Below are 19433 nucleotides of genomic sequence, written 5' to 3' on the forward strand. Positions count from 1 at the left end.
TCGGACTCACATCGCCATGAACAATTTAATGCCTTATTGCCTGGATGATCGATACGCAACCACCCGCAGTGTGGTGGAAATGTTCAATATTGGCATTCAGCCCTCCACCACGTGTGGAGGGCTGAGAGCAAAATCTCATGGCAAGGCTTCGTATCCTGCAAAGCCCTTGATATCAATCATTACACCAGTGTTGAACGGCGCTTCCCATATTGAGGAAACTATCAGCAGCGTCATCAACCAGAGGTATGACAACATAGAATTTATCGTCATTGATGGTTGTTCAGTGGACGGAACGCTTGATATCCTTCATCGATATGACCATTGCATCGATTTCTGGATCAGCGAGAAGGACAACGGCGTCTATGATGCCATGAACAAAGGATTCAAACTCGCCACGGGAGACTGGATGCTGTTTCTCGGTGGAGATGATCTGCTCGTCAACTGTCTGGACAAGGTCGCATCGCATCTGATGGCCCCGGCGACCATCTACTATGGCGATGTCTACATGCCGGGCCAGCATTCATTGTATGGCGGCGAATTTTCCGCCTACAAGTTGATGTGTCGGAACATCCCGCATCAGGCGATATTTTATCCCCGTATCGTGGGACAAAAATACTGCTACGATGAACAATACCGCATCGTGGCAGATTATGAACTCAATATCCGTTGTTTTAACGATCCCCACTTGGCGTTCTCTTATATGCCCATTCTCATAGCAATGTTTGATGATACTAACGGATTGTCGGCAACGGGTAAAGACGAAGCTTTTGAAAAAGACAAGAGTCTATTGTTGCGACGCCATTTCAGCAAGGTGAACAATGCTCTGTTCACCTTGAGACATTTGTTCAAGGATTTTGACCGTAACGTTGTCAGGCCGATCAGCAGGATTTTCAAATACTAAGACTACCGTTGACTACCCGACATGCCTTTTGGCCAGAGTCAATGCTAGCTTGCTTTTGTTCTTTGTTGTTGAAAATGGCTGTAGAGTAGTCAACAAGATAATTAGTAACAGTCACACCATTACACACTAGCGCTGGGAGTTGTCGTGGGAAGCCAATCACATGCCATCAACAATCATATACATTATGACCAATGCCCGCTCTGTTCATCGGCTGATATTGAAAAGATAGGAGATATTACCTATCCAGATCCGCTTACGTTTTCCTCAAATCCCATAGAATTGATCCGTACTCCGGAACTGTGGAACTGTTCCGGCTGTCTGTCTTGGTTTACCCAGAACATACTGCCGCCCGAGACTGCTGAAATGCTCTACCAGACCGGCAATTCCGGACACAAGTGGCCTTCATCTGATGGTTTCTGCGCTACAAAACCAGCTGAGATAACCGATACCCTCAAGAGGTTGTTTGCAGGCAGTCCAAAAGTACTGGATATTGGTTGCAACACAGGCGAACTCCTCGATTTTGCCAGTGGGCTCGATTGTCTCACAACAGGCGTGGAGCTTTCAGAGCACAGCAGGGAACTGCTGGCTTCCAAAGGACACGCAGGTTATGAACATCTTGACTTGATCACATCCGAGACATTCGATGTCATAGTCGCGTTCGATCTCATCGAGCACCTTCATGAGCCGGGGGAATTCATATCCAAGTGCGGAACGCTTCTGAAGGCAGGAGGCCTGCTTATCCTGCTAACCGGGAACAATTCGAGTTTCAGCGCCCGCCGCTCACGGGAAAAGTGGTGGTATGTGGCATTTCCCGAGCATATAGTTTTTCCATCTCCATTATATCTTTCATCTATTAGAGGATTCCTTCTCGAAACAGGCATGCCGGTTTTCAATACGAGAGCTCACCAGTATGGTTTCGTCAAAAGGATCAAGACATTCGTGAAAGGGATGGTTACAGGCAATTATACCGGCACCCCATCCCTTGTTCCAGATCACATGCTGGCGGTATTGCGAAAAACAAAAAGCTGCTCCATCTGCGGTTCTTATGACGCGGAAGTCTCATTTAAAGTCTATGACGACCGATTCGCATATCCCGGCAACTTCGTAATAACAACGTGCAAACACTGTACGCATAAACAGCTCGCAGCCAACCATACCCAGGAGATGATCGGCAGGCTCTACACGGAATATTATCCACGTGCTACCTTTGATATTGATACCTATAAGCCATTTGCACCTTCAGCAGGATTCGTCTCCTGGTTGAACGGTGATAAGGCTTCAGCATTCAGATGGGTGCCGGAACGGGTAAAGATTCTTGATGTCGGCTGTGGTTTCGGGGAAACCCTCGGGTATCACAAAAATCGGGGATGCGAGGTCCATGGCGTGGAGGCTGACGAAAGCATCAGGCGTGTAGCGGACAGATTCGGTTATTCCGTCCATGTCGGACTGTTTGATCCCGACATATATGAACCAGGGTATTTCGACTACATCACCCTTGATCAAGTCATCGAACACACCATTGATCCCATCGAAACCCTGAAGGGTATCGCCCGTGTCCTGAAACCGGGTGGTACACTCATCATAAGCACACCCAATGCCGAAAGTTGGGGTGTACAACTGTTTGGCAGACGTTGGATACATTGGCACACACCGTATCATCTCCAGCTTTTCACTAAGAAATCCCTCGAATACGCGGCCCGTTCAGCTGGACTCACGCTGAAATCACATAAATCGATTACCTGTTCCGAATGGCTATACTACCAATGGATCCATCTTTTTACTGCTCCGGAAATGGGTACGACGTCACCCTTCTGGATGCCTCGATCAGAAAAGAAATGGCAGCACAGGTTGGCAATGAAGATCCTAAAACTTATGCATCGAACTAAGATCAACCACCTCATTACACGCTTCTTTGATTACCTGGGATTGGGAGACAACAGGATATATTTTCTGACGAAATAGGTGTCACCAAAAAACCGTTAGAGGTAATCACATAAGAAATACTATGACTTTACAAAGAATTACAATCCTTTCCATATTCGGCACCCGCCCTGAAGCGATAAAGATGGCCCCGGTCATCAAGGAGCTGGAACGCCATCGGAATCAATTCAAGAGTGTCGTTTGTGTCACCGCCCAGCACCGCCAGATGCTTGACCAAGTGCTTGATCTCTTCACTATCCATCCCGATTACGACTTGGATATCATGAAGCCTGGCCAGGACCTTTTTGACGTCACCTGCAACGTGCTGCAGGGCCTGAAGCAGGTGCTTGAGCTGGAAAGGCCAGACATCGTCCTCGTGCACGGTGATACGACTACCACCATGGCCGCAGCCCTTGCCGCCTATTATTGCCGGGTCAGGGTTGGGCATGTGGAGGCAGGGTTGCGCACCCACAACAAATTCGCACCCTTTCCAGAAGAGATGAACCGCACAATTGCCGGACACCTCGCCGACCTTCACTTCGCTCCGACCGACTTGGCCAGACAGAATCTCCTTCGGGAAGGGGTGTCGAACGAGAGCGTCGTGGTTACCGGCAATACGGTTATTGATGCGTTGTTGCATGTGACGGGTTCTATTAAGGCTTCATCAGCGCTCCAGCAGCAGTTTGCGGAACAGTTTTCCTTTTTGAATCCAGCTAAGCGGCTAGTACTTGTGACGGGTCACCGGCGTGAAAACTTCGGGGAAGGGTTTGATAACATCTGCCTGGCTCTCGCGGCTATTGCCCGGCAGCACGGAGATGTGGAAATCCTTTATCCGGTCCACTTGAATCCGAATGTCCGCGAACCGGTCAACCGTATCCTCAAGGGCTCTGGTTTGCCAAATATTCATCTGATTGAACCGCTTGATTATCTCCCGTTCGTCTATCTCATGGATCGATCCTGGATGATAATTACCGATTCAGGTGGAATTCAGGAAGAGGCCCCATCGCTTGGCAAGCCTGTGTTGGTAATGCGCGATACGACTGAACGGCCTGAGGCTGTAGCGGCCGGTACCGTTAAACTCGTCGGGACAGACGTTGATCGAATAGTTCACTCGACTTCCTTGCTCCTTACCGATGAGCATGCCTATGAAGCAATGAGTCGAGCCCACAATCCCTATGGTGACGGCAAAGCAGCAAAGCGCATTGTCTCGGCCTTGAAGCAGTACGGACAACGAAATTGACCAGTTCACCATGAAAATAGCCATCATCCGTCTCTCTTCCCTCGGTGACATCGTCTTCGGCATGGCCTCACTCCAGCTCATCCGTCGCGCTTTCCCCGACTGCTCCATTACCTGGATCGCCGACAGTCGCTTCGCCGATATCCTTGACGGCAACCCCGATCTGGAGCGGATCGTCAAGCTCGATCTGAAGAAGCTCAAGGGACGGTTCTCCCTTGGGGGACTACAGGCCCAGTTGGCCAAGCTGGAAGGGCTTGGGCCATTCGATATGATCATCGACCTGCACGGCATGCTCAAGTCGGCCCTGATCGCCAGGCGCTTGGGCGGGGTGCGAACCGGTTTTCACCGATCGGTGGTCAAGGAGCCACTGGCGACCCTTTTCTACTCCAGGACCGTGACCGTTCCGTTCTCGGAGCCGGCGGTGCATCGCTACGCCGCGCTGATTGTACAGAGTCTCGGTTTTACGATGGACCCGACGGAACTGGTCGGGAAACACCCTTTTCTCGGGCATCGCCCCGGGGACGAAGAGGCAACGAAGGGGCTGTTTCGGACCGACAGAAAAAATATCATCATGGTTCCCGAGACCAGTATCGCCTACAAGAACTACCCGAAGGAGAAACTGATTGCCGTGGCAGACCGGCTCAAGCAGAATATCCTGGTCTGTCACGGCTCACCTGCCGAGTTGGAATCGGCCAACTATCTGGCCGAGCATTCGCCGTACGTGACGATTTTGCCCCGCCTCGACCTGAACCAGCTGAAGGCTGCCATCAGCCGCGCCGATCTGGTGATCGGCGGCGATACGGGACCGACCCACATGGCCTGGGCCAGTAACGTTCCCTCCCTTGCCCTGTTCGGCGCCACGGCGCCTCCCTACGCCCCGACCGACCGGCATCGGGTGCTTACCTCCGGGAGTCGCGTCAATACAGCGAAACCGGACAGAAACGATTTTTCCGTCAGCACCATTGCCGTGGAAGAGGTTGTTCGTCAGGCGGAAGAACTGCTGCTGTGAGCAGGCTGACAACCCAATTCTCTTCTGTTCGTACCATAACTGAATTGCAAATATCGGTTGCCTTCATTGAATAATAATGTAAAATTCAGTCAGTTTGGTGACGGAATTATACATTATGTATATCGCGCAAATACAGCTTGCAAATCTCAAGACCACGCTAAGCCCCGGAAAGGTGGTCGTTATCTATGGTGCCAGGCGGACCGGCAAGACCACCCTCGTCAAGGAATTCCTCAAGGCTGAAACCGATCCCTATCTGCTGGTCAGCGGTGAAGACATTACCATTCAGGGCTTTCTCTCCTGCCAGTCCGTGGAAAAACTCAAGGCTTTTGTCGGCAGCAACAGGCTTCTGGTGGTGGATGAAGCCCAGAAGGTACGGAACATCGGTCTCAATCTCAAGCTGATTGTTGACCACATCCCCGACATCCGCATAATCGCCACCGGCTCGTCATCCTTCGACCTGGCCCGCAACATCGGTGAACCGCTGACCGGCAGGAAGACCACTCTGATACAGTACCCTCTCGCCCAATTGGAGATCGGCACGATTGAACAGCACCATGAGACCGTTGCCCGACTGGAACACCGCCTTGTGTATGGTTCCTATCCCGAGGTGGTTCTGATGGAGGACAACAAGGCCCGGGAGCAGTACCTCAAGGAAATTGTATCATCGTACCTGTATAAAGATATCCTGGAGCTGGAGGGGATCAGGCAATCGGCCAAGATAGGCAGGCTGCTTCAGCTGATCGCGTTCCGGATCGGCAAGGAAGTTTCCTATACTGAATTGGGCGCCAGTCTGGGGATGAGCAAAAATACGGTTGATAACTACCTGGACCTGCTGGAAAAGGCGTTCGTCATCCAGAGGCTGGGAGGTTTCAGCCGCAACCTGCGCAGCGAGGTCACGAAAAACAGCCGCTATTACTTCGTGGATAATGGCGTTCGGAATGCCTTGATCAATAACTTCAATCCGGTGGATCTTCGCAATGATGTGGGAGAGCTGTGGGAGAATTATCTGGTGATCGAGAGGATGAAGCGGCAGGAGTACCTTCGTGAACCTGCCAATAACTATTTCTGGCGGACCTACACGAAGAAGGAACTGGATTTGGTTGAGGAACGAAACGGAAAACTGTACGGGTACGAAATGAAATGGGGAAAGGCCAGGCCACGGCCACCAAGGGAATGGACAACCGCCTATCCCGATGCGTCCTGGCAACTGATCAACCGTGATAACTATCTGGAGTTTATTGCCGGATCGCCCGGGAAGGGAGATGTGCCGTGAGCTATCAGCCGACCGTAGTTCGAAAAAGTAGTACTCTGTATGTCAACCACAAGTCGTCATATAGCTCAAATTCAGCCGCTTGGATAACGTGACCTATGGATTCATGCTGTGAATGAGCTCTGGCAGCGCATGCGAGCGTGACGTCTCCCCCTGACAACTGTCACGACAACGTATAGTTCGGTTCGTCGTGACCATCTACCCAGATTGCCAGAAGATGGGCGATGTTATGGGTATCGACATGGTACCGGACATGGAGACGCCGGTAGGCGATGTCGACAATGGCCAGATGGAATTCGTGTTCCGTGGAGCCTGAACGCGTTCTCTTGATGGGCCACGAGCGGGGATGGCGGTCGATGGTGTCGAGAATCAGCTTCATGGCTGACGGTAACGCCAGAAAGGCAAGGGGACTTGATCTGCGTAAATAGGAACTCATCTCGGCGTACGCAGCCATGAAGGTTGGTGTGCGTCGAATGCTCGAGAATTTCTTGACCATCAGGCAGACTTTCTCTTGTCATGGCGACTGCACGAGCCCATTTCCCTGCCGTATTGCCGGTCTTTTTCAATGGCATCCAGTAAATCATCAATCGGTTCCGAGCGCCCTTCGCTGATTTCAAGCCATGATTGCATGGTCATGAGGTCCGCTTTTCGCTCCAGCCGGTCCTCTTCGAGCAGTCGTTGTGCACCCGCCTTGAAAAGCCATTGAGGGGTTCTATTGTTGACCCGGCAGTATTCATAGATGTTTTCCGCTTCTGCGTCTTCAATGGTCACATTGATCTGGTTGCGCTTTTTCATGTACTCCTCCACGCTAGGAATGATAGTCATGCTATCATGGGTGCGGCTTGGAATCAATAGACTCGCTGTGTGTTGATCTGCAACAGAATGATTTGCATGTGAATCAAGTAGTGGTATTTTGTGCAAAATGATTTGCTTATGAAGCAAAAGGGGGCGAGTGTTTGAACTCTTACGCTTCTCATGCATGCAAAGGAAACAGTATCGTGAAATACGAACCAATTGATTTATCCAGGGTTACCACCTATCCCATAGCCACCCGCAGCAACAAGACGGTCATGGAGCGGGACAAGGCCGGCGAAATCCGGCCGGGGATGTCCGTGGCCGACCTGCTGGCGGCCATGCCTCCCCAACTGGGGGCCGAGGCGCTTGTTGGCGTGATCGATGCCATGGTTGCCGCTCGTGAGAAGGGGAAGCCGGTGGTGGTGGCCATGGGCGCCCATGTCATCAAGTGCGGGCTCCAGCCGGTGTTGCGGAGCCTGGTGGAGGCGGACGTCATCACCGCTTTTGCCCTGAACGGCGCCGGCTCCATCCACGACTACGAGATCTCCCTGATTGGCGAAACCAGCGAGGACGTGGGGGCGGTGCTCCACTGCGGCACCTTCGGCATGGCCGAGGAGACCGGCCGGGACATCAACCGGGCGCTCAAGGCCGGGGTGGCCAAGGGGCAGGGGTACGGCGAGGCGGTGGGGCGGTTCATCATCGAGCACGACAACCCCTATCGTGACTGGAGCCTGCTGGCCCTCTGCACGGAACGGGACGTGCCGGTAACCGTGCATGTGGCACTCGGTACCGACATCATCCACCAGCACCCGGAGGCCGACGGTGCCGTCATCGGTCAGGCCACGTTCACGGACTTCAGGATACTGACCTCCATTGTCAGCGAACTGGGGGACGGCGGGGTGTACCTGAACCTGGGGAGCGCCGTGCTCCTGCCGGAGGTCTTCCTCAAGGCCCTCTCCATTGCCCAGAACCTGGGACACCACGTGGATCACTTCACCACGGCCAACTTCGATATGCAGCAGCACTACCGTCCCCTGCAGAACGTGGTGAAGCGGCCCACCTCGGGCAAGAGCCGCGGCTACACGGTCACCGGCCACCACGAGATCATGATTCCGCTGCTGGCGGCAGGTATATTGGATAGGGTTCAAGGTTAGAACCATGAAAATCGCTTGTTTCGAAGAGATCGAATCGTGGGAAGTTGCCGGCGTTGGAAGCCAGCACCCTTAGGTTCCAGCCTTCATCCTGTAGGGATAGAATGCCTGTAGCCGGGGAATTTATTCCCCGGTTATTTCGGCAATATGCCATTACGTCACGTACGTGACGAAGGGATTTATCCGATTCCATTACCGGGGGATGAATCCCCCGGCTACAGGCGAGCGCCCCTGCGGGGCTTAAAAGTGTGAAGCAATTTGCTAACCGTACCTCGAACCTCGAACACTCCGGAGGAGCCATGGAAAGAAAAGATATCGAATCCCTCTTCGCGCGCGCGCCGGAGATCCGCGCCCTGGTCATCGGCGACCTGATGCTGGACGAGTACCTCTGGGGCAAGACGGAACGGATCTCCCCTGAGGCGCCGGTCCAGGTGGTGGACGTGGTGCGTGAAGACCTGCGCCTTGGCGGCGCCGGCAACGTGGTCAACAACCTGGTGGCCCTGGGGTGCCGGGTTGGGGTCTGCAGCGTCATCGGCGCCGACGACAACGGCACGCTGCTCCGTCATGTCTTCAGTGGCAAGGGGGTCGATACCGATGGCGTCTTCGAGGACCCGCAGCGGCGGACCAGCAAGAAGACCAGGGTGATCGCGGCCCACCAGCAGATCGTCCGGATCGACCGGGAGTCGAAGGAGGAGATCGGGAGTGATCGGGAAGAGGCTATCATCCGCTTTCTGGAGCGGGAAGGGGGACAGTATCAGGTTTTCGTGGTCTCCGACTACCTGAAGGGGGTGCTGACGCCGCGCGTGCTGACAACGGTCATCGAGACCGGTCACCGCCTCGGCATCCCGGTTGTGGTCGATCCCAAGGGGAACGACTACCTGAAGTACCGGGGTGCGACCGTCATCACCCCGAACCGCAAGGAGGCGGAGCAGGCTGCCGGCATCCCGATCCGCGACGGCGAGAGTCTCAACCGGGCAGCGGCAAAGCTCCTGGCTGAACTTGATCTCTCTGCGCTGCTCATCACCCGGAGCGAGGAGGGGATGTCCCTCTTCTTCCCCGCGGCAGAACCGTTGCATATTCCCACCGTGGCCCGGGAGGTGTTCGACGTGACCGGTGCCGGCGACACGGTGCTGGCACTGTTGAGCCTGGGGCTGGCGGCCGGCATCGGCATAGCCGAGGCGGCCCGGCTGGCCAATACGGCTGCCGGCATCGTGGTCGGCAAGCTCGGCACCTCCACGGTCTCCCCGGCGGAGATCCTGGAAGAGGCGGGCCGGAGCCACCGGGACAGCGACACCAAGATCAAGAACCTGGATGTGCTGTCAGGGATCATCGCGGCGGAAAAGGCGCGCGGCAAGCGGGTGGTCTTCACCAACGGCTGCTTCGATCTCCTCCATGTGGGGCATGTGAAGTATCTGCAGCAGGCGCGGGCCTTCGGCGACCTGCTGGTGCTGGGTCTGAACAGCGACGCCTCCATCCGGCGGCTGAAGGGGGAAAAGCGCCCCCTCATCGGCGAGGAGGAGCGGGCACACGTACTGGCGGCCCTCGACTGCATTGACTATGTCGTTATCTTCGATGAGGATACGCCGCTCAGGCTCATCGAGACCCTGCGGCCGCAGGTGCTGGTGAAGGGGGGGGATTACACCCTGGAAGGTGTGGTCGGCCGGGGAGTGGTGGAGTCGTACGGCGGCAGAGTCGAACTGGTACCGTTCGTGGACGGGAAGTCCACCAGCAATGTCATTGACGAGATCCTGAAACGGTACGCCTGATAGATGGAAACATATTTCTGTTTTTATCATTAGATTAAATTAGATTGAAAATGAACCGACGTTAGGGTACGTTTACAAATTCCATAACCCCTGTTGAGAGGTGTGCATGAAAAAGGCGCTCATTACCGGCATCACCGGCCAGGACGGCTCATACCTGGCGGAACTGCTCCTGCAAAAAGGGTATGAGGTTCATGGCGTCATCCGCCGTTCCTCTTCGTTCAATACCGGCCGGATCAATCATATCTACCGCGACCCCCATGAAACCGGCGTTCGCCTCTTCCTGCACTATGGCGATCTGAACGATGCCAGCTCCATCAACAAGGTGCTGCGGGACGTGCAGCCGGACGAAATTTACAACCTGGGAGCCCAGAGCCACGTACGGGTCTCCTTTGACGTGCCCGAGTACACCGGCGAGGTGGATGCCCTGGGTGCGGTCCGCATCCTGGAGGGGATACGGGAAACCGGGCTGAACACAAAGTTCTATCAGGCCTCCTCTTCCGAGCTGTACGGTAAGGTGGTGGAGACCCCCCAGAAAGAGACCACCCCGTTTTACCCCCGCTCCCCCTATGCCTGTGCCAAGGCCTATTCCTTCTATATCACCGTCAACTATCGCGAGAGCTACGGGCTCTATGCCTGCAACGGCATCCTTTTCAACCACGAATCGCCCCGTCGCGGAGAGACCTTTGTCACCCGCAAGATCACCCGGGCCGCGGCCAGGATCAAGCTGGGGCTGCAGGAACAGCTCTATCTCGGGAACCTGGATGCCAAGCGGGACTGGGGATTTGCCGGCGACTATGTTGAGGCGATGTGGCTCATGCTCCAGCAGCAGGAGGCGGACGATTACGTGGTGGCCACCGGCGAGACCCATTCGGTCCGCTCGTTCGCCGAAAAGGTCTTTGCCCGACTGGACATGCCCCTGGCATGGCAGGGCGACGGACTGACCGAAAAGGGGATCGATACCCGGACCGGGCGGGAACTGATCGCCATCGACCCCAGGTACTTCCGGCCGGCAGAGGTTGACCTCCTGCTGGGGGATGCCACCAAGGCCCGGACGCAGCTCGGCTGGCAGCCGAAGGTTGACCTGGACGGTCTGGTGCAGCGGATGGTGGACGCCGACTTCGAACTGGCCGAAATGGAGCGCCGGGCACTTGGTTAGTGAGGAACTCGAAATGACCCCTGTCCCCTCACTCCTCACTCCTCGCTCAAAGATCTACGTTGCCGGTCACCGGGGTCTGGTCGGGTCGGCCATCGTCCGGAAACTCCGGGACGATGGATACGATAACCTGGTGCTGCGGACCAGCAGCGAGCTGGACCTGCGCGACCAGCGGGCCGTTGCCGCGTTCTTCGCTGACGAACGTCCGGAACATGTCTTCCTGGCAGCGGCCAAGGTGGGCGGGATCGTGGCCAACAACAGCTTCCCGGCCGACTTCATCTACGACAACCTGATGATCCAGACCAACGTGATCCACCAGGCCCATCTCCACGGGGTGAAAAGGCTCCTGTTCCTGGGAAGCAGCTGCATCTACCCCAAGCTCGCCCCCCAGCCGGTCAGGGAGGAGTACCTTCTCACCGGCCCCCTGGAGCCAACCAACGAACCGTACGCCGTGGCCAAGATCGCCGGGCTGATCATGTGCCGGTCCTACAACCGCCAGTACGGCACCCGATTCCTGGCGGCAATGCCGACCAACCTGTACGGACCAAACGACAATTTCAATCTGGAAACCTCCCATGTCCTGCCGGCCCTGATCAGGAAGTTCCATGAGGCCAAGACGACAGGTGCGCCCACGGTCACGGTCTGGGGAACCGGCGCACCATTCCGGGAGTTCATCCATGTGGACGACGTGGCCGATGCCTCACTCTTTCTAATGACGCTTCCGGAAGATACGGTCTCCTCACTCCTCACTCCTCACTCCTCACCGGGGTTCGTAAACATCTGCACCGGCGAGGAGCTTACCATCCGGGACTTGGCTTTACTGGTGAAGGAGACGGTCGGCTATGCCGGGGAACTGGTCTTCGACAGTTCCAAGCCCGATGGCACCCCCCGCAAGCTGTCCGATCCCGCCAGGCTGCAGGCGCTCGGCTGGCGCCACCGGATTGGGCTTCGCGAGGGGCTGGCGGATACCTATCAATGGTTTCTGGCTAATCAACAGGCGTTCAAGGGGTGATCATGGCAGCTCATAATCGTACCATCTCGGTTGTCGGCCTTGGCTACGTGGGGTTGCCGGTGGCCGTGGCCTTCGGCAAGGCCAAAAAGACCATCGGTTTTGACATCAATGCGGTCCGGATTCGGGAACTGAAGGACGGTATCGACCGGACCGGCGAGGTGACTGCCGGGGAACTCCGTTCGTCCGACATCCTCTACACGGACCGGATTGACGAGTTGAAGATCGCCGACTTCCACATCGTGGCGGTTCCCACGCCGGTGGATGACGCCAACCAGCCGGACCTGACCCCCATGCTCAAGGCCTCGGAGACGGTCGGCAAGGCGTTGAAGAAGGGGGATGTCGTGGTGTACGAGTCCACGGTCTACCCCGGCGTGACCGAGGACGAGTGCGTGCCGATCCTGGAAAGGGTCTCCGGGCTCACCTGCGGCACGGATTTCACGGTGGGGTACTCCCCGGAGCGGATCAACCCCGGCGACAAGGAGCACACCTTTACCAGGATCAAGAAGGTCGTGGCCGGTCAGGATGCGGCGACCCTGGAGATTGTGGCTGCGGTCTACGGCTCGGTGGTGACGGCCGGTGTGCATAAGGCGGCCAGCATCAAGGTGGCCGAAGCGGCTAAGGTCATCGAAAATACCCAGCGCGACCTGAACATCGCCCTGATGAACGAACTGGCGCTGATCTTCGACCGGCTCGGCATCGATACCAACGATGTCCTGGAGGCCGCCGGCACCAAGTGGAACTTCCTCAAGTTCAAGCCGGGGCTGGTCGGTGGCCACTGCATCGGGGTCGATCCCTACTACCTGACCCACAAGGCCGAGAAGATCGGCTACATTCCCCAGGTGATCCTGGCGGGCCGCCGGATCAATGACGGCATGGGCAAATTCATCGCCCAGCGGGCGGTGAAGGAGATGATTCACGCCGGCCACAACATCCTCGGCGCCACGGTCACCGTGCTCGGGCTCACCTTCAAGGAGGACTGCCCGGACCTGCGCAACTCCAAGGTGATCGACATCATCCGGGAGCTGCAGGATTACGGCGTCAATATTCAGGTACACGACCCCCTGGCCGATGCAGCCGAGGCGCGGCACGAGTACGGCGTCACCATGGTGCCGTTCGAGCAGTTGAGGCAGGCCAGTGCCGTCGTTGTTGCGGTTTCCCACCAGCAGTACCGGGAGTTCACGCCGGACCAGCTGAAGGCGCTGATGGGCGACAGCCCGCTCCTGGTGGATGTGAAGGGCCTGTACGAGCGGAGCCGTATCGAAGAGAGCGGCATCCGTCTCTGGAGAATGTAGCAAGGCGGTAAGGAGAGAAATGAATACCTCTAAAACTGCGCAAAAAATTCTTGTGACCGGCGCGGCCGGGTTCATCGGCAGCCATCTAAGCCAGCGCCTGCTGGCGCGTGGCGATGTAGTTGTCGGCCTGGATAACGTCAATGACTACTACGATGTCCGCCTCAAGCTTGACCGGTTGAACCTGCTGGAACCGGAAAAGAATTTCCGGTTTATCAGGATGTCACTGGAAGAGCGGGATGGGATCGCCGACCTCTTTGCCCGGGAACAGTTCGACGTGGTGGTCAACCTGGCGGCCCAGGCCGGGGTCCGCTACTCCCTCCAGAACCCCCACGCCTACATCGACAGCAACATCGTCGGCTTCATGAACATCCTGGAGGGGTGCCGGCACAACGGGGTGAAACACCTGGTCTACGCCTCCTCCAGCTCTGTCTACGGTGCCAACACCCGGATGCCGTTCTCCATCCACCACAACGTGGACCATCCGGTGTCGCTGTATGCCGCCACCAAGAAGGCCAACGAGTTGATGGCCCACACCTACTCAAGTCTCTACAACCTGCCGACCACCGGCTTACGGTTCTTCACCGTCTACGGTCCCTGGGGCAGGCCGGACATGGCCCTGTTCCTCTTTACCAAGGCGATCCTGGAGGGGCGGCCGATCGACGTGTTCAACCATGGAAAGATGCAGCGGGACTTCACCTACGTTGACGACATCGTCGAAGGGGTCATGCGGGTGACGGACAACGTGCCGGTGCCCAACAGCGGCTGGAGCGGCGATACCCCGGATCCGGGAACGAGCTATGCCCCGTACCGGATCTACAACATCGGCAACAATAGCCCGGTGGAGCTGATGCGTTTCATCGAGGTGCTGGAGGAGTGCCTGGGAAGGAAGGCGGAAAAGAACCTGCTGCCGATCCAGGCGGGCGACGTACCGGCCACCTATGCGGACGTGGACGACCTCATGCGGGATGTGGGGTTCAAGCCTGCCACCTCCATCGAGGAGGGGATTCGTCGGTTCGTCGAGTGGTACCGGGGCTATTATGGATGTTGAAAGGATAATCGGGGAGGTCAGACAGATTATCCTCCGCCATGCCAGACCCGAGCGGATCTGGCTCTACGGTTCGCGGGCCACGGGCGAGGCTTCCCCGGCCAGCGACATCGATATTGCCTATGACGACAAGGAATTCAAGGAATCGTGGCTCATTGAGGAGGAGGTTGAAAAGCTGCCCACGCTCCTGAAGATCGACGTGAAGAACATTGCCCAAACGGAAGAGCGATTCCGGCAACGGATCTTCGCCACCGGTAGGGTCCTTTACAGTGCCGACAAGAAACTCCGCTTTGAAGACGGACTCTACAATTACCGTCGCGCACTCGATCGGTTTCGCGAAGCCCTTGATCGGCGGGAAACCTTGGAGCGTGAAGGGTTTGGTGATATCTTCCTCGACCTGGCGGTCAAACGTTTCGAGTTTACCTACGAAATGGCCTGGAAGGCGATTCGGCGATGTCTTGATTTTCTCGGCGTGGAGGCGAAGTATCCCCGTGCCTGCTTCAAGGAAGCATACGCCATTGGTTTGCTCACCAATGAACCTGTCTGGCTGGAGATGATCGAACAACGCAATCTGACCAGTCATGTCTATAACCAGGAAGAGGTCCGCGGCATCTTGATCAGGCTCGACGACTATCGGCGGAATTTCGACGAACTGCTGAACCGGCTTGATGAGAAGCTGAGGGAGTGTTGAACCCCGATTGCGTGGGGGGTGTCATCAACCTGTGACACCGTCACCTTGGGTTATCGGGTAAGGGAAGGGTAACGGAAGAGGAACATGTGCAGGTCAGGTGTTTCGTATATTGTCTCTCGAACTCCTTTCTGGAAATAGGATAGAGTTTCGCGGGCCGGAACGGCCGAAGAAGTTTATAAATATGCCTCTTCCAGTTGCGAGGAACTCATATGCTGTCAAAAAAATTGCAGGGTGAAATCGTCAACCGCATTGTCGACGCGATACATCCGCTCAAAATAATTCTATTCGGATCATATGCGTACGGGAATCCTGCCCCTGATAGCGATATCGATCTAGTAGTGGTAACGGAGACCGCACTGCCGAAACGCCAGACAAGTGTCGCCTTATGGAATCTGCTCGGGAGCATTCCATTGCCAAAAGATATCATTGTCGCGTCCCGTGAGGAATTCGATTTTTACAGTCAAGAGGCCGGTTCGGTCATGAGGACTGCCAATGAAAAGGGCGTGGTCATCTATGCCCGCTAGCTTTCCACGTCAGTATGAGCTGATGTATCGGAAAGGTACATCGGACCTCGCACTAGCGACCCATGCCCTTGCCATTGATGATGCAGAAATAGATGTTGAAATTATCTTCTTTCACCTTCAGCAGGCCGCGAAAAAGTACCTGAAAGCCCTGTTGTCGTTTCATGGTGTTCATTACGAGAAAATCCACGATATTCGTCGCTTGATCGAACTCTGTCAGGTTAATTCAATAGAATTGCCGGATCATACCGAAAAACTTATTGATCTCAACCCCTTTGCGGTTGAAGGGCGATATGCGGTTATCGCAGATGATTTGTACGATGCTCAGGTATTCATTGATCTCTTGCGGAAGTTGAAAGGGTACGTGGCCACCAGGATTGGCAACGATGCCTTGTCATGAAGATTTCAGTCTCGTTTTCGACATTCCATCAGTTGGGATCTTGGAAGCCTGAAGCTATTTCTGGGTGGGAGCAGGTTTAAAGGCGAGGTTGAAGGAACTTGGGGAAAAATAGAGTTTCATGGGCCAGAGCGGCCGAGGACGTTGAGGAAATGAAGCTGTTCCGGTTTGTAGTGGGTCTTCGTGCAGTGAGGTGGTAACCGGTGTATGAGGCTTAAGAGTTCCGAACAGGCTGCAATCCTATCTACGGTGAAATGCCTCGATACAAATGCCCGCGTGTATCTGTTCGGTTCACGCGTAGATGACGCTAAAAAGGGTGGCGATATCGATCTTCTTGTCATGTCCGACAAGCTGACCCTCGATGATAAAAGAACTATCAAGATGAAACTGTATGAGCTTATCGGCGAACAGAAAATTGATCTTGTCCTGGCAGCAGATGATTCAGATCCTTTTGTAAAGCTGGCGCTTGAGACAGGTGTAGAATTATGACTGACCAGATGCAATTACTGTTGGTAAAGGAGTTGAAGTTACTCGATGATGCCAGGGAGGTGCTGCTCTATTCGTTCAATAAATGCAGCGCCATTGGTATGAAGGAAGTATATGAGCCGGAAGAGCTCGAAAGTTTTGAGTCATTTACTGGCAGGTTTGCACGGCTGAGCGATATAGTGATCCAGAAAATATTTCGTGTGATAGATGAGCTGGACTTGGACGCACAGGGCACGATCAGGGACCGGATCAACAGGGCGGAGAAGAAAGGACTGATCGTCAGTAGTGACGTTTTTGTTGAGATTCGCATGGTCAGAAACGATATAGCACATGAATATCTTCCAGAGGCAATTCACGACATATTCAGGAAAGTGCTTTCGCTGACGCCAGATCTGCTGGCTGGAGTTGACCGGACTATAACGTATTGTGAAAAATATTCCAGAGGGACCTGAACGTTCAGGTTGTTTGCGGCTGGCAGGTGGAAAGATCGATATGCATTTGTTTTTAGCGGCCAGTTGACTGGTGGGAGCAGGTTTATCGACGAGGTCGTCAGCAAACTGGAAAAAAGGATAAAGTTTAGCGGGCCGGGGCGGCCGAGGAAATTGGAAAAATAAATCTGTCCAGGTTTTTCCTTTAGTTGACAAGTAAACAACGTCACTGATGTTCTCACTGATTTTAGATATCGGGTGAAGTATGAGACTTACCGACCAAGAACAGCAATCCATTATTGATTCCATAGTCCAATTCGACAGGAATGCAGAGATTTATCTGTTCGGTTCTCGCCTTGATGACTCAGCAAGAGGGGGAGACATAGATATATTGATCAAATCAGACGTAATCCACAGAGATATGACGTTTCTTCTTGAAGAGGAGCTGTTCAAGCATATTGAAGAACAAAAGGTGGATTTTGTTATAACCGGATCGGATGTTAAGGCTCCTTTTGTCAAAATGATTCTTGCCAGAGGAGCAATCAGGCTATGGCACTAGAGGATTTTGAGTATCTTGAGGAGTTTCTTGCCAAACTTAAACGAGCCAGGGAGACCCTCGAATACTCATATGAAAAGTGTCGTGCGCTGGGAGTAAAAGAGATCTACGATCTGGAAGAGCAGGACAGATTTGAGTCACTGACGTCCAAATTCGCGAGACTGGCCGACCTCATCATAAAGCAGGCAATAAAACTCATAGATATCCTTGATCTTGAAGAGCCGCCTGAAACTATTCGCGATGCCATAAACAGAGCCGAGAAAAAGGGGCTTGTCTCATCTTCGCTCAAGTTTGTCGAGATCCGAAAACTGCGGAACAGAATAGCCCATGAATATGCTGAATCGGATGATGATATCAAGAGCCTTTACGTCGGGGTTCTCCTGAACACGCCGCATCTGTTCGATAGTGTCAATAGAATCATGACCTACACTGAGAAATACCGACAGTATTGAGGTTGACACTGTCTCTGAGAGGGCTTACGTTGAGTCACCAGTTACGAGTCACGAATTGCCGGTCACTGATTTTAGATGTCGGGTGAAGGACGGGTAGCCATGATGACACGAAACAGCAACGAGGGTGCCCCTATTTTATCGGAGACGCCGGAAAGGCTGGCAGAACTCTTGCGGGAGGTCCTTGAAGGCGAGCCGCTGCTGGAATTTGCTGTCTTGATCGGGAGCCGAGTCGTTGACCGATCACATTCGGGGAGTGACTGGGATATTGTCATCCAGTGGCAGAGGGGAATTAGTCTGCTTGAGCAGTTGGGCCGAACCGAAACCCTGCGCCGGCAGGTGGCAGCACTCCTTGATGTAGCGGAAGCCGCCATTGACCTGATCGATCTCCCCGCAGCCCGTCTGGCCATGCGTGCCGTGGTTGCGGAAGAGGGGGTCCCGCTCAAGGGGGAGGATAGCCTTCCCTGGCAGCATTTCCTCCGGCGAACGTGGCGTGACCTGGAAGAGCAGTACTGGGAGCAGACCTATGCGGCTTGATCTCTATCAGGCGGAGACGGCACTCATTGCGCGGGAGCAGACTGCAATACTCGATGAGGCACGGGCCATTCTTCTCGCCGGAAACCGTTCCCTTTCGCGCCTTGAGCGGAACGGGGTTCTGCATGCATTTCAGATATTGGTAGAAAATGCCATCGGGAAGGCAAAACAACTCCTCAAGGCAGCCGGCGAGCCGGTGCCGGTTTCTGCCTACGATGCGTTTGCAGTGCTCTGTCGCCGATGCGTCATAACCGACGCCGATCTATCGGCCTGGAATGCTGCCATAGGCCTGCGTAACCGAATCGTGCACGACTACATGAATATTGACATGGAGTTGGTGCGTTGCGAACAGTACCGCTTTGTCTCGCGTTTTCTGGAGTCCTCGATTGTCTCCGACTGACCCGCACCGAGGGGCATCATGGGATGTATCGTTGAACGTGCGATACGAAGTTCAGGGCTTGAGTCACCAGTTACGAGTCACTGAATGATTAGCACTCCACGCTGCCAAGGCAGCGCTTTGTCAAAGAGTAACTTGCTGTTTTCCTATGGATCATTTACGGTTCCTCTGGCAGCCGGGATGAGGAGGCCGCTTTAACACTGGTGCCTTGTGCCCGTCGATTAGCATGGTCCGGGAGCTGGCGATTTTGTCATTGGTGAAGCATCTGCTATCCCGTTCAGAAGAGAGCCGTATCCGACAGTTCCCCTTTCCGGCTTGCCGATCATTATTGCGGAGGCCGGAGTGATGAAGCAGAAGAAGCCGTTCAAGAGAAAGCTCATGAGACTACCCAAGCATCTGGTACACCTCAATGCGTATGCCGCC

Annotated in this window: 22 protein-coding genes; 20 read left to right on the plus strand and 2 right to left on the minus strand. The window is 54.8% G+C overall.

Annotated features, from left to right (window positions below; all coding sequences use genetic code 11):
* The first annotated feature begins 16 nt into the window (after positions 1 to 16).
* The 5 genes from JN12_RS09985 to JN12_RS10005 all read left to right on the plus strand — a co-directional run bounded on the left by JN12_RS09985 (position 17) and on the right by JN12_RS10005 (position 6340).
* On the plus strand, positions 17 to 901 hold the full coding sequence (locus tag JN12_RS09985; protein WP_170241889.1) for a glycosyltransferase family 2 protein: 885 nt from the start codon (positions 17 to 19) through the stop codon (positions 899 to 901).
* 144 nt (positions 902 to 1045) lie between these two features.
* Positions 1046 to 2863 (plus strand): class I SAM-dependent methyltransferase, encoded by a 1818-nt coding sequence (locus tag JN12_RS09990; RefSeq protein WP_145021988.1) that lies wholly within the window; start codon positions 1046 to 1048, stop codon positions 2861 to 2863.
* A gap of 43 nt (positions 2864 to 2906) precedes the next feature.
* Entirely contained in the window at positions 2907 to 4061 is a 1155-nt protein-coding gene (gene wecB, locus JN12_RS09995) for a non-hydrolyzing UDP-N-acetylglucosamine 2-epimerase (protein ID WP_145021991.1), read from the plus strand.
* 10 nt (positions 4062 to 4071) lie between these two features.
* Positions 4072 to 5067 (plus strand): lipopolysaccharide heptosyltransferase I, encoded by a 996-nt coding sequence (gene waaC / locus JN12_RS10000; RefSeq protein ID WP_145021994.1) that lies wholly within the window; start codon positions 4072 to 4074, stop codon positions 5065 to 5067.
* A 115-nt stretch (positions 5068 to 5182) separates the two neighbouring features.
* Complete coding sequence (locus tag JN12_RS10005) at positions 5183 to 6340, plus strand: ATP-binding protein (protein ID WP_145021997.1); 1158 nt, start codon at positions 5183 to 5185, stop codon at positions 6338 to 6340.
* Positions 6341 to 6500: 160 nt separating this feature from the next.
* Here JN12_RS10005 and JN12_RS10010 read toward each other — a convergent pair whose 3' ends face one another.
* Both JN12_RS10010 and JN12_RS10015 read right to left on the minus strand, forming a co-directional pair.
* Positions 6501 to 6833, minus strand: a complete 333-nt coding sequence (locus JN12_RS10010; RefSeq protein WP_145022000.1) for a hypothetical protein — start codon at positions 6831 to 6833, stop codon at positions 6501 to 6503.
* On the minus strand, positions 6833 to 7132 hold the full coding sequence (locus JN12_RS10015) for a hypothetical protein (RefSeq protein WP_145022003.1): 300 nt from the start codon (positions 7130 to 7132) through the stop codon (positions 6833 to 6835). Before JN12_RS10015 ends, JN12_RS10010 begins: the two co-directional genes overlap by 1 nt.
* 203 nt (positions 7133 to 7335) lie before the next feature.
* Here JN12_RS10015 and JN12_RS10020 point away from each other — a divergent pair, with 203 nt between their 5' ends.
* From JN12_RS10020 to hepT, 15 genes are all read left to right on the plus strand, one after another.
* On the plus strand, positions 7336 to 8286 hold the full coding sequence (locus JN12_RS10020) for a hypothetical protein (protein ID WP_145022006.1): 951 nt from the start codon (positions 7336 to 7338) through the stop codon (positions 8284 to 8286).
* Between the two features lie 296 nt (positions 8287 to 8582).
* Positions 8583 to 10049 (plus strand): bifunctional D-glycero-beta-D-manno-heptose-7-phosphate kinase/D-glycero-beta-D-manno-heptose 1-phosphate adenylyltransferase HldE, encoded by a 1467-nt coding sequence (hldE, locus tag JN12_RS10025; RefSeq protein WP_145022009.1) that lies wholly within the window; start codon positions 8583 to 8585, stop codon positions 10047 to 10049.
* A 106-nt stretch (positions 10050 to 10155) separates the two neighbouring features.
* Positions 10156 to 11205 (plus strand): GDP-mannose 4,6-dehydratase, encoded by a 1050-nt coding sequence (gmd, locus tag JN12_RS10030; protein ID WP_145022012.1) that lies wholly within the window; start codon positions 10156 to 10158, stop codon positions 11203 to 11205.
* Between the two features lie 13 nt (positions 11206 to 11218).
* Positions 11219 to 12214, plus strand: a complete 996-nt coding sequence (locus JN12_RS10035) for a GDP-L-fucose synthase family protein (protein ID WP_145022015.1) — start codon at positions 11219 to 11221, stop codon at positions 12212 to 12214.
* A 2-nt stretch (positions 12215 to 12216) separates the two neighbouring features.
* Positions 12217 to 13506, plus strand: a complete 1290-nt coding sequence (locus JN12_RS10040; RefSeq protein ID WP_145022018.1) for a nucleotide sugar dehydrogenase — start codon at positions 12217 to 12219, stop codon at positions 13504 to 13506.
* 19 nt (positions 13507 to 13525) lie between these two features.
* The gene (locus JN12_RS10045; RefSeq protein WP_145022021.1) at positions 13526 to 14554 is read left to right on the plus strand and encodes an NAD-dependent epimerase; all 1029 of its coding nucleotides are present in this window, start codon (positions 13526 to 13528) and stop codon (positions 14552 to 14554) included.
* On the plus strand, positions 14544 to 15242 hold the full coding sequence (locus JN12_RS10050) for an HI0074 family nucleotidyltransferase substrate-binding subunit (RefSeq protein WP_170241890.1): 699 nt from the start codon (positions 14544 to 14546) through the stop codon (positions 15240 to 15242). Before JN12_RS10045 ends, JN12_RS10050 begins: the two co-directional genes overlap by 11 nt.
* A 209-nt stretch (positions 15243 to 15451) precedes the next feature.
* On the plus strand, positions 15452 to 15766 hold the full coding sequence (locus JN12_RS10055) for a nucleotidyltransferase domain-containing protein (RefSeq protein ID WP_145022027.1): 315 nt from the start codon (positions 15452 to 15454) through the stop codon (positions 15764 to 15766).
* A complete protein-coding gene (locus JN12_RS10060) occupies positions 15735 to 16163 on the plus strand; it encodes a HEPN domain-containing protein (protein ID WP_145022030.1) in 429 nt (142 codons plus the stop codon). The genes JN12_RS10055 and JN12_RS10060 overlap by 32 nt, the downstream gene beginning before the upstream one ends.
* 204 nt (positions 16164 to 16367) lie before the next feature.
* Positions 16368 to 16649, plus strand: a complete 282-nt coding sequence (locus tag JN12_RS10065; protein ID WP_145022033.1) for a nucleotidyltransferase family protein — start codon at positions 16368 to 16370, stop codon at positions 16647 to 16649.
* Positions 16646 to 17098: a hypothetical protein gene (locus JN12_RS10070; RefSeq protein ID WP_145022036.1), complete on the plus strand. Its 453-nt coding sequence runs from the start codon at positions 16646 to 16648 to the stop codon at positions 17096 to 17098. The genes JN12_RS10065 and JN12_RS10070 overlap by 4 nt, the downstream gene beginning before the upstream one ends.
* A 241-nt stretch (positions 17099 to 17339) precedes the next feature.
* On the plus strand, positions 17340 to 17633 hold the full coding sequence (locus JN12_RS10075; RefSeq protein ID WP_145022039.1) for a nucleotidyltransferase domain-containing protein: 294 nt from the start codon (positions 17340 to 17342) through the stop codon (positions 17631 to 17633).
* Positions 17624 to 18082, plus strand: coding sequence for a HepT-like ribonuclease domain-containing protein (locus JN12_RS10080; protein WP_145022041.1), 459 nt, complete (start codon positions 17624 to 17626; stop codon positions 18080 to 18082). Before JN12_RS10075 ends, JN12_RS10080 begins: the two co-directional genes overlap by 10 nt.
* A gap of 99 nt (positions 18083 to 18181) precedes the next feature.
* Complete coding sequence (locus tag JN12_RS10085; protein ID WP_246125829.1) at positions 18182 to 18616, plus strand: nucleotidyltransferase domain-containing protein; 435 nt, start codon at positions 18182 to 18184, stop codon at positions 18614 to 18616.
* A complete protein-coding gene (gene hepT / locus JN12_RS10090; protein WP_145022043.1) occupies positions 18606 to 19013 on the plus strand; it encodes a type VII toxin-antitoxin system HepT family RNase toxin in 408 nt (135 codons plus the stop codon). The genes JN12_RS10085 and hepT overlap by 11 nt, the downstream gene beginning before the upstream one ends.
* The last annotated feature ends 420 nt before the right edge of the window (positions 19014 to 19433 follow it).

This window comes from Geobacter argillaceus, from assembly GCF_007830735.1.
GTDB lineage: Bacteria > Desulfobacterota > Desulfuromonadia > Geobacterales > DSM-12255 > Geomobilibacter > Geomobilibacter argillaceus.

Excerpts from the sequence above, each read along its gene's own strand:
- JN12_RS09985 (WP_170241889.1), top strand. The coding sequence starts at position 17 with ATGAACAATTTAATGCCTTATTGCCTGGATGATCGATACGCAACCACC.
- wecB (WP_145021991.1), top strand. The coding sequence starts at position 2,907 with ATGACTTTACAAAGAATTACAATCCTTTCCATATTCGGCACCCGCCCT.
- waaC (WP_145021994.1), top strand. The coding sequence starts at position 4,072 with ATGAAAATAGCCATCATCCGTCTCTCTTCCCTCGGTGACATCGTCTTC.
- JN12_RS10005 (WP_145021997.1), top strand. The coding sequence starts at position 5,183 with ATGTATATCGCGCAAATACAGCTTGCAAATCTCAAGACCACGCTAAGC.
- JN12_RS10010 (WP_145022000.1), bottom strand. The coding sequence starts at position 6,833 with ATGGTCAAGAAATTCTCGAGCATTCGACGCACACCAACCTTCATGGCT.
- JN12_RS10015 (WP_145022003.1), bottom strand. The coding sequence starts at position 7,132 with ATGAAAAAGCGCAACCAGATCAATGTGACCATTGAAGACGCAGAAGCG.
- hldE (WP_145022009.1), top strand. The coding sequence starts at position 8,583 with ATGGAAAGAAAAGATATCGAATCCCTCTTCGCGCGCGCGCCGGAGATC.
- gmd (WP_145022012.1), top strand. The coding sequence starts at position 10,156 with ATGAAAAAGGCGCTCATTACCGGCATCACCGGCCAGGACGGCTCATAC.
- JN12_RS10035 (WP_145022015.1), top strand. The coding sequence starts at position 11,219 with ATGACCCCTGTCCCCTCACTCCTCACTCCTCGCTCAAAGATCTACGTT.
- JN12_RS10040 (WP_145022018.1), top strand. The coding sequence starts at position 12,217 with ATGGCAGCTCATAATCGTACCATCTCGGTTGTCGGCCTTGGCTACGTG.
- JN12_RS10045 (WP_145022021.1), top strand. The coding sequence starts at position 13,526 with ATGAATACCTCTAAAACTGCGCAAAAAATTCTTGTGACCGGCGCGGCC.
- JN12_RS10050 (WP_170241890.1), top strand. The coding sequence starts at position 14,544 with ATGGATGTTGAAAGGATAATCGGGGAGGTCAGACAGATTATCCTCCGC.
- JN12_RS10055 (WP_145022027.1), top strand. The coding sequence starts at position 15,452 with ATGCTGTCAAAAAAATTGCAGGGTGAAATCGTCAACCGCATTGTCGAC.
- JN12_RS10060 (WP_145022030.1), top strand. The coding sequence starts at position 15,735 with ATGAAAAGGGCGTGGTCATCTATGCCCGCTAGCTTTCCACGTCAGTAT.
- JN12_RS10065 (WP_145022033.1), top strand. The coding sequence starts at position 16,368 with ATGAGGCTTAAGAGTTCCGAACAGGCTGCAATCCTATCTACGGTGAAA.
- JN12_RS10070 (WP_145022036.1), top strand. The coding sequence starts at position 16,646 with ATGACTGACCAGATGCAATTACTGTTGGTAAAGGAGTTGAAGTTACTC.
- JN12_RS10075 (WP_145022039.1), top strand. The coding sequence starts at position 17,340 with ATGAGACTTACCGACCAAGAACAGCAATCCATTATTGATTCCATAGTC.
- JN12_RS10080 (WP_145022041.1), top strand. The coding sequence starts at position 17,624 with ATGGCACTAGAGGATTTTGAGTATCTTGAGGAGTTTCTTGCCAAACTT.
- JN12_RS10085 (WP_246125829.1), top strand. The coding sequence starts at position 18,182 with ATGATGACACGAAACAGCAACGAGGGTGCCCCTATTTTATCGGAGACG.
- hepT (WP_145022043.1), top strand. The coding sequence starts at position 18,606 with ATGCGGCTTGATCTCTATCAGGCGGAGACGGCACTCATTGCGCGGGAG.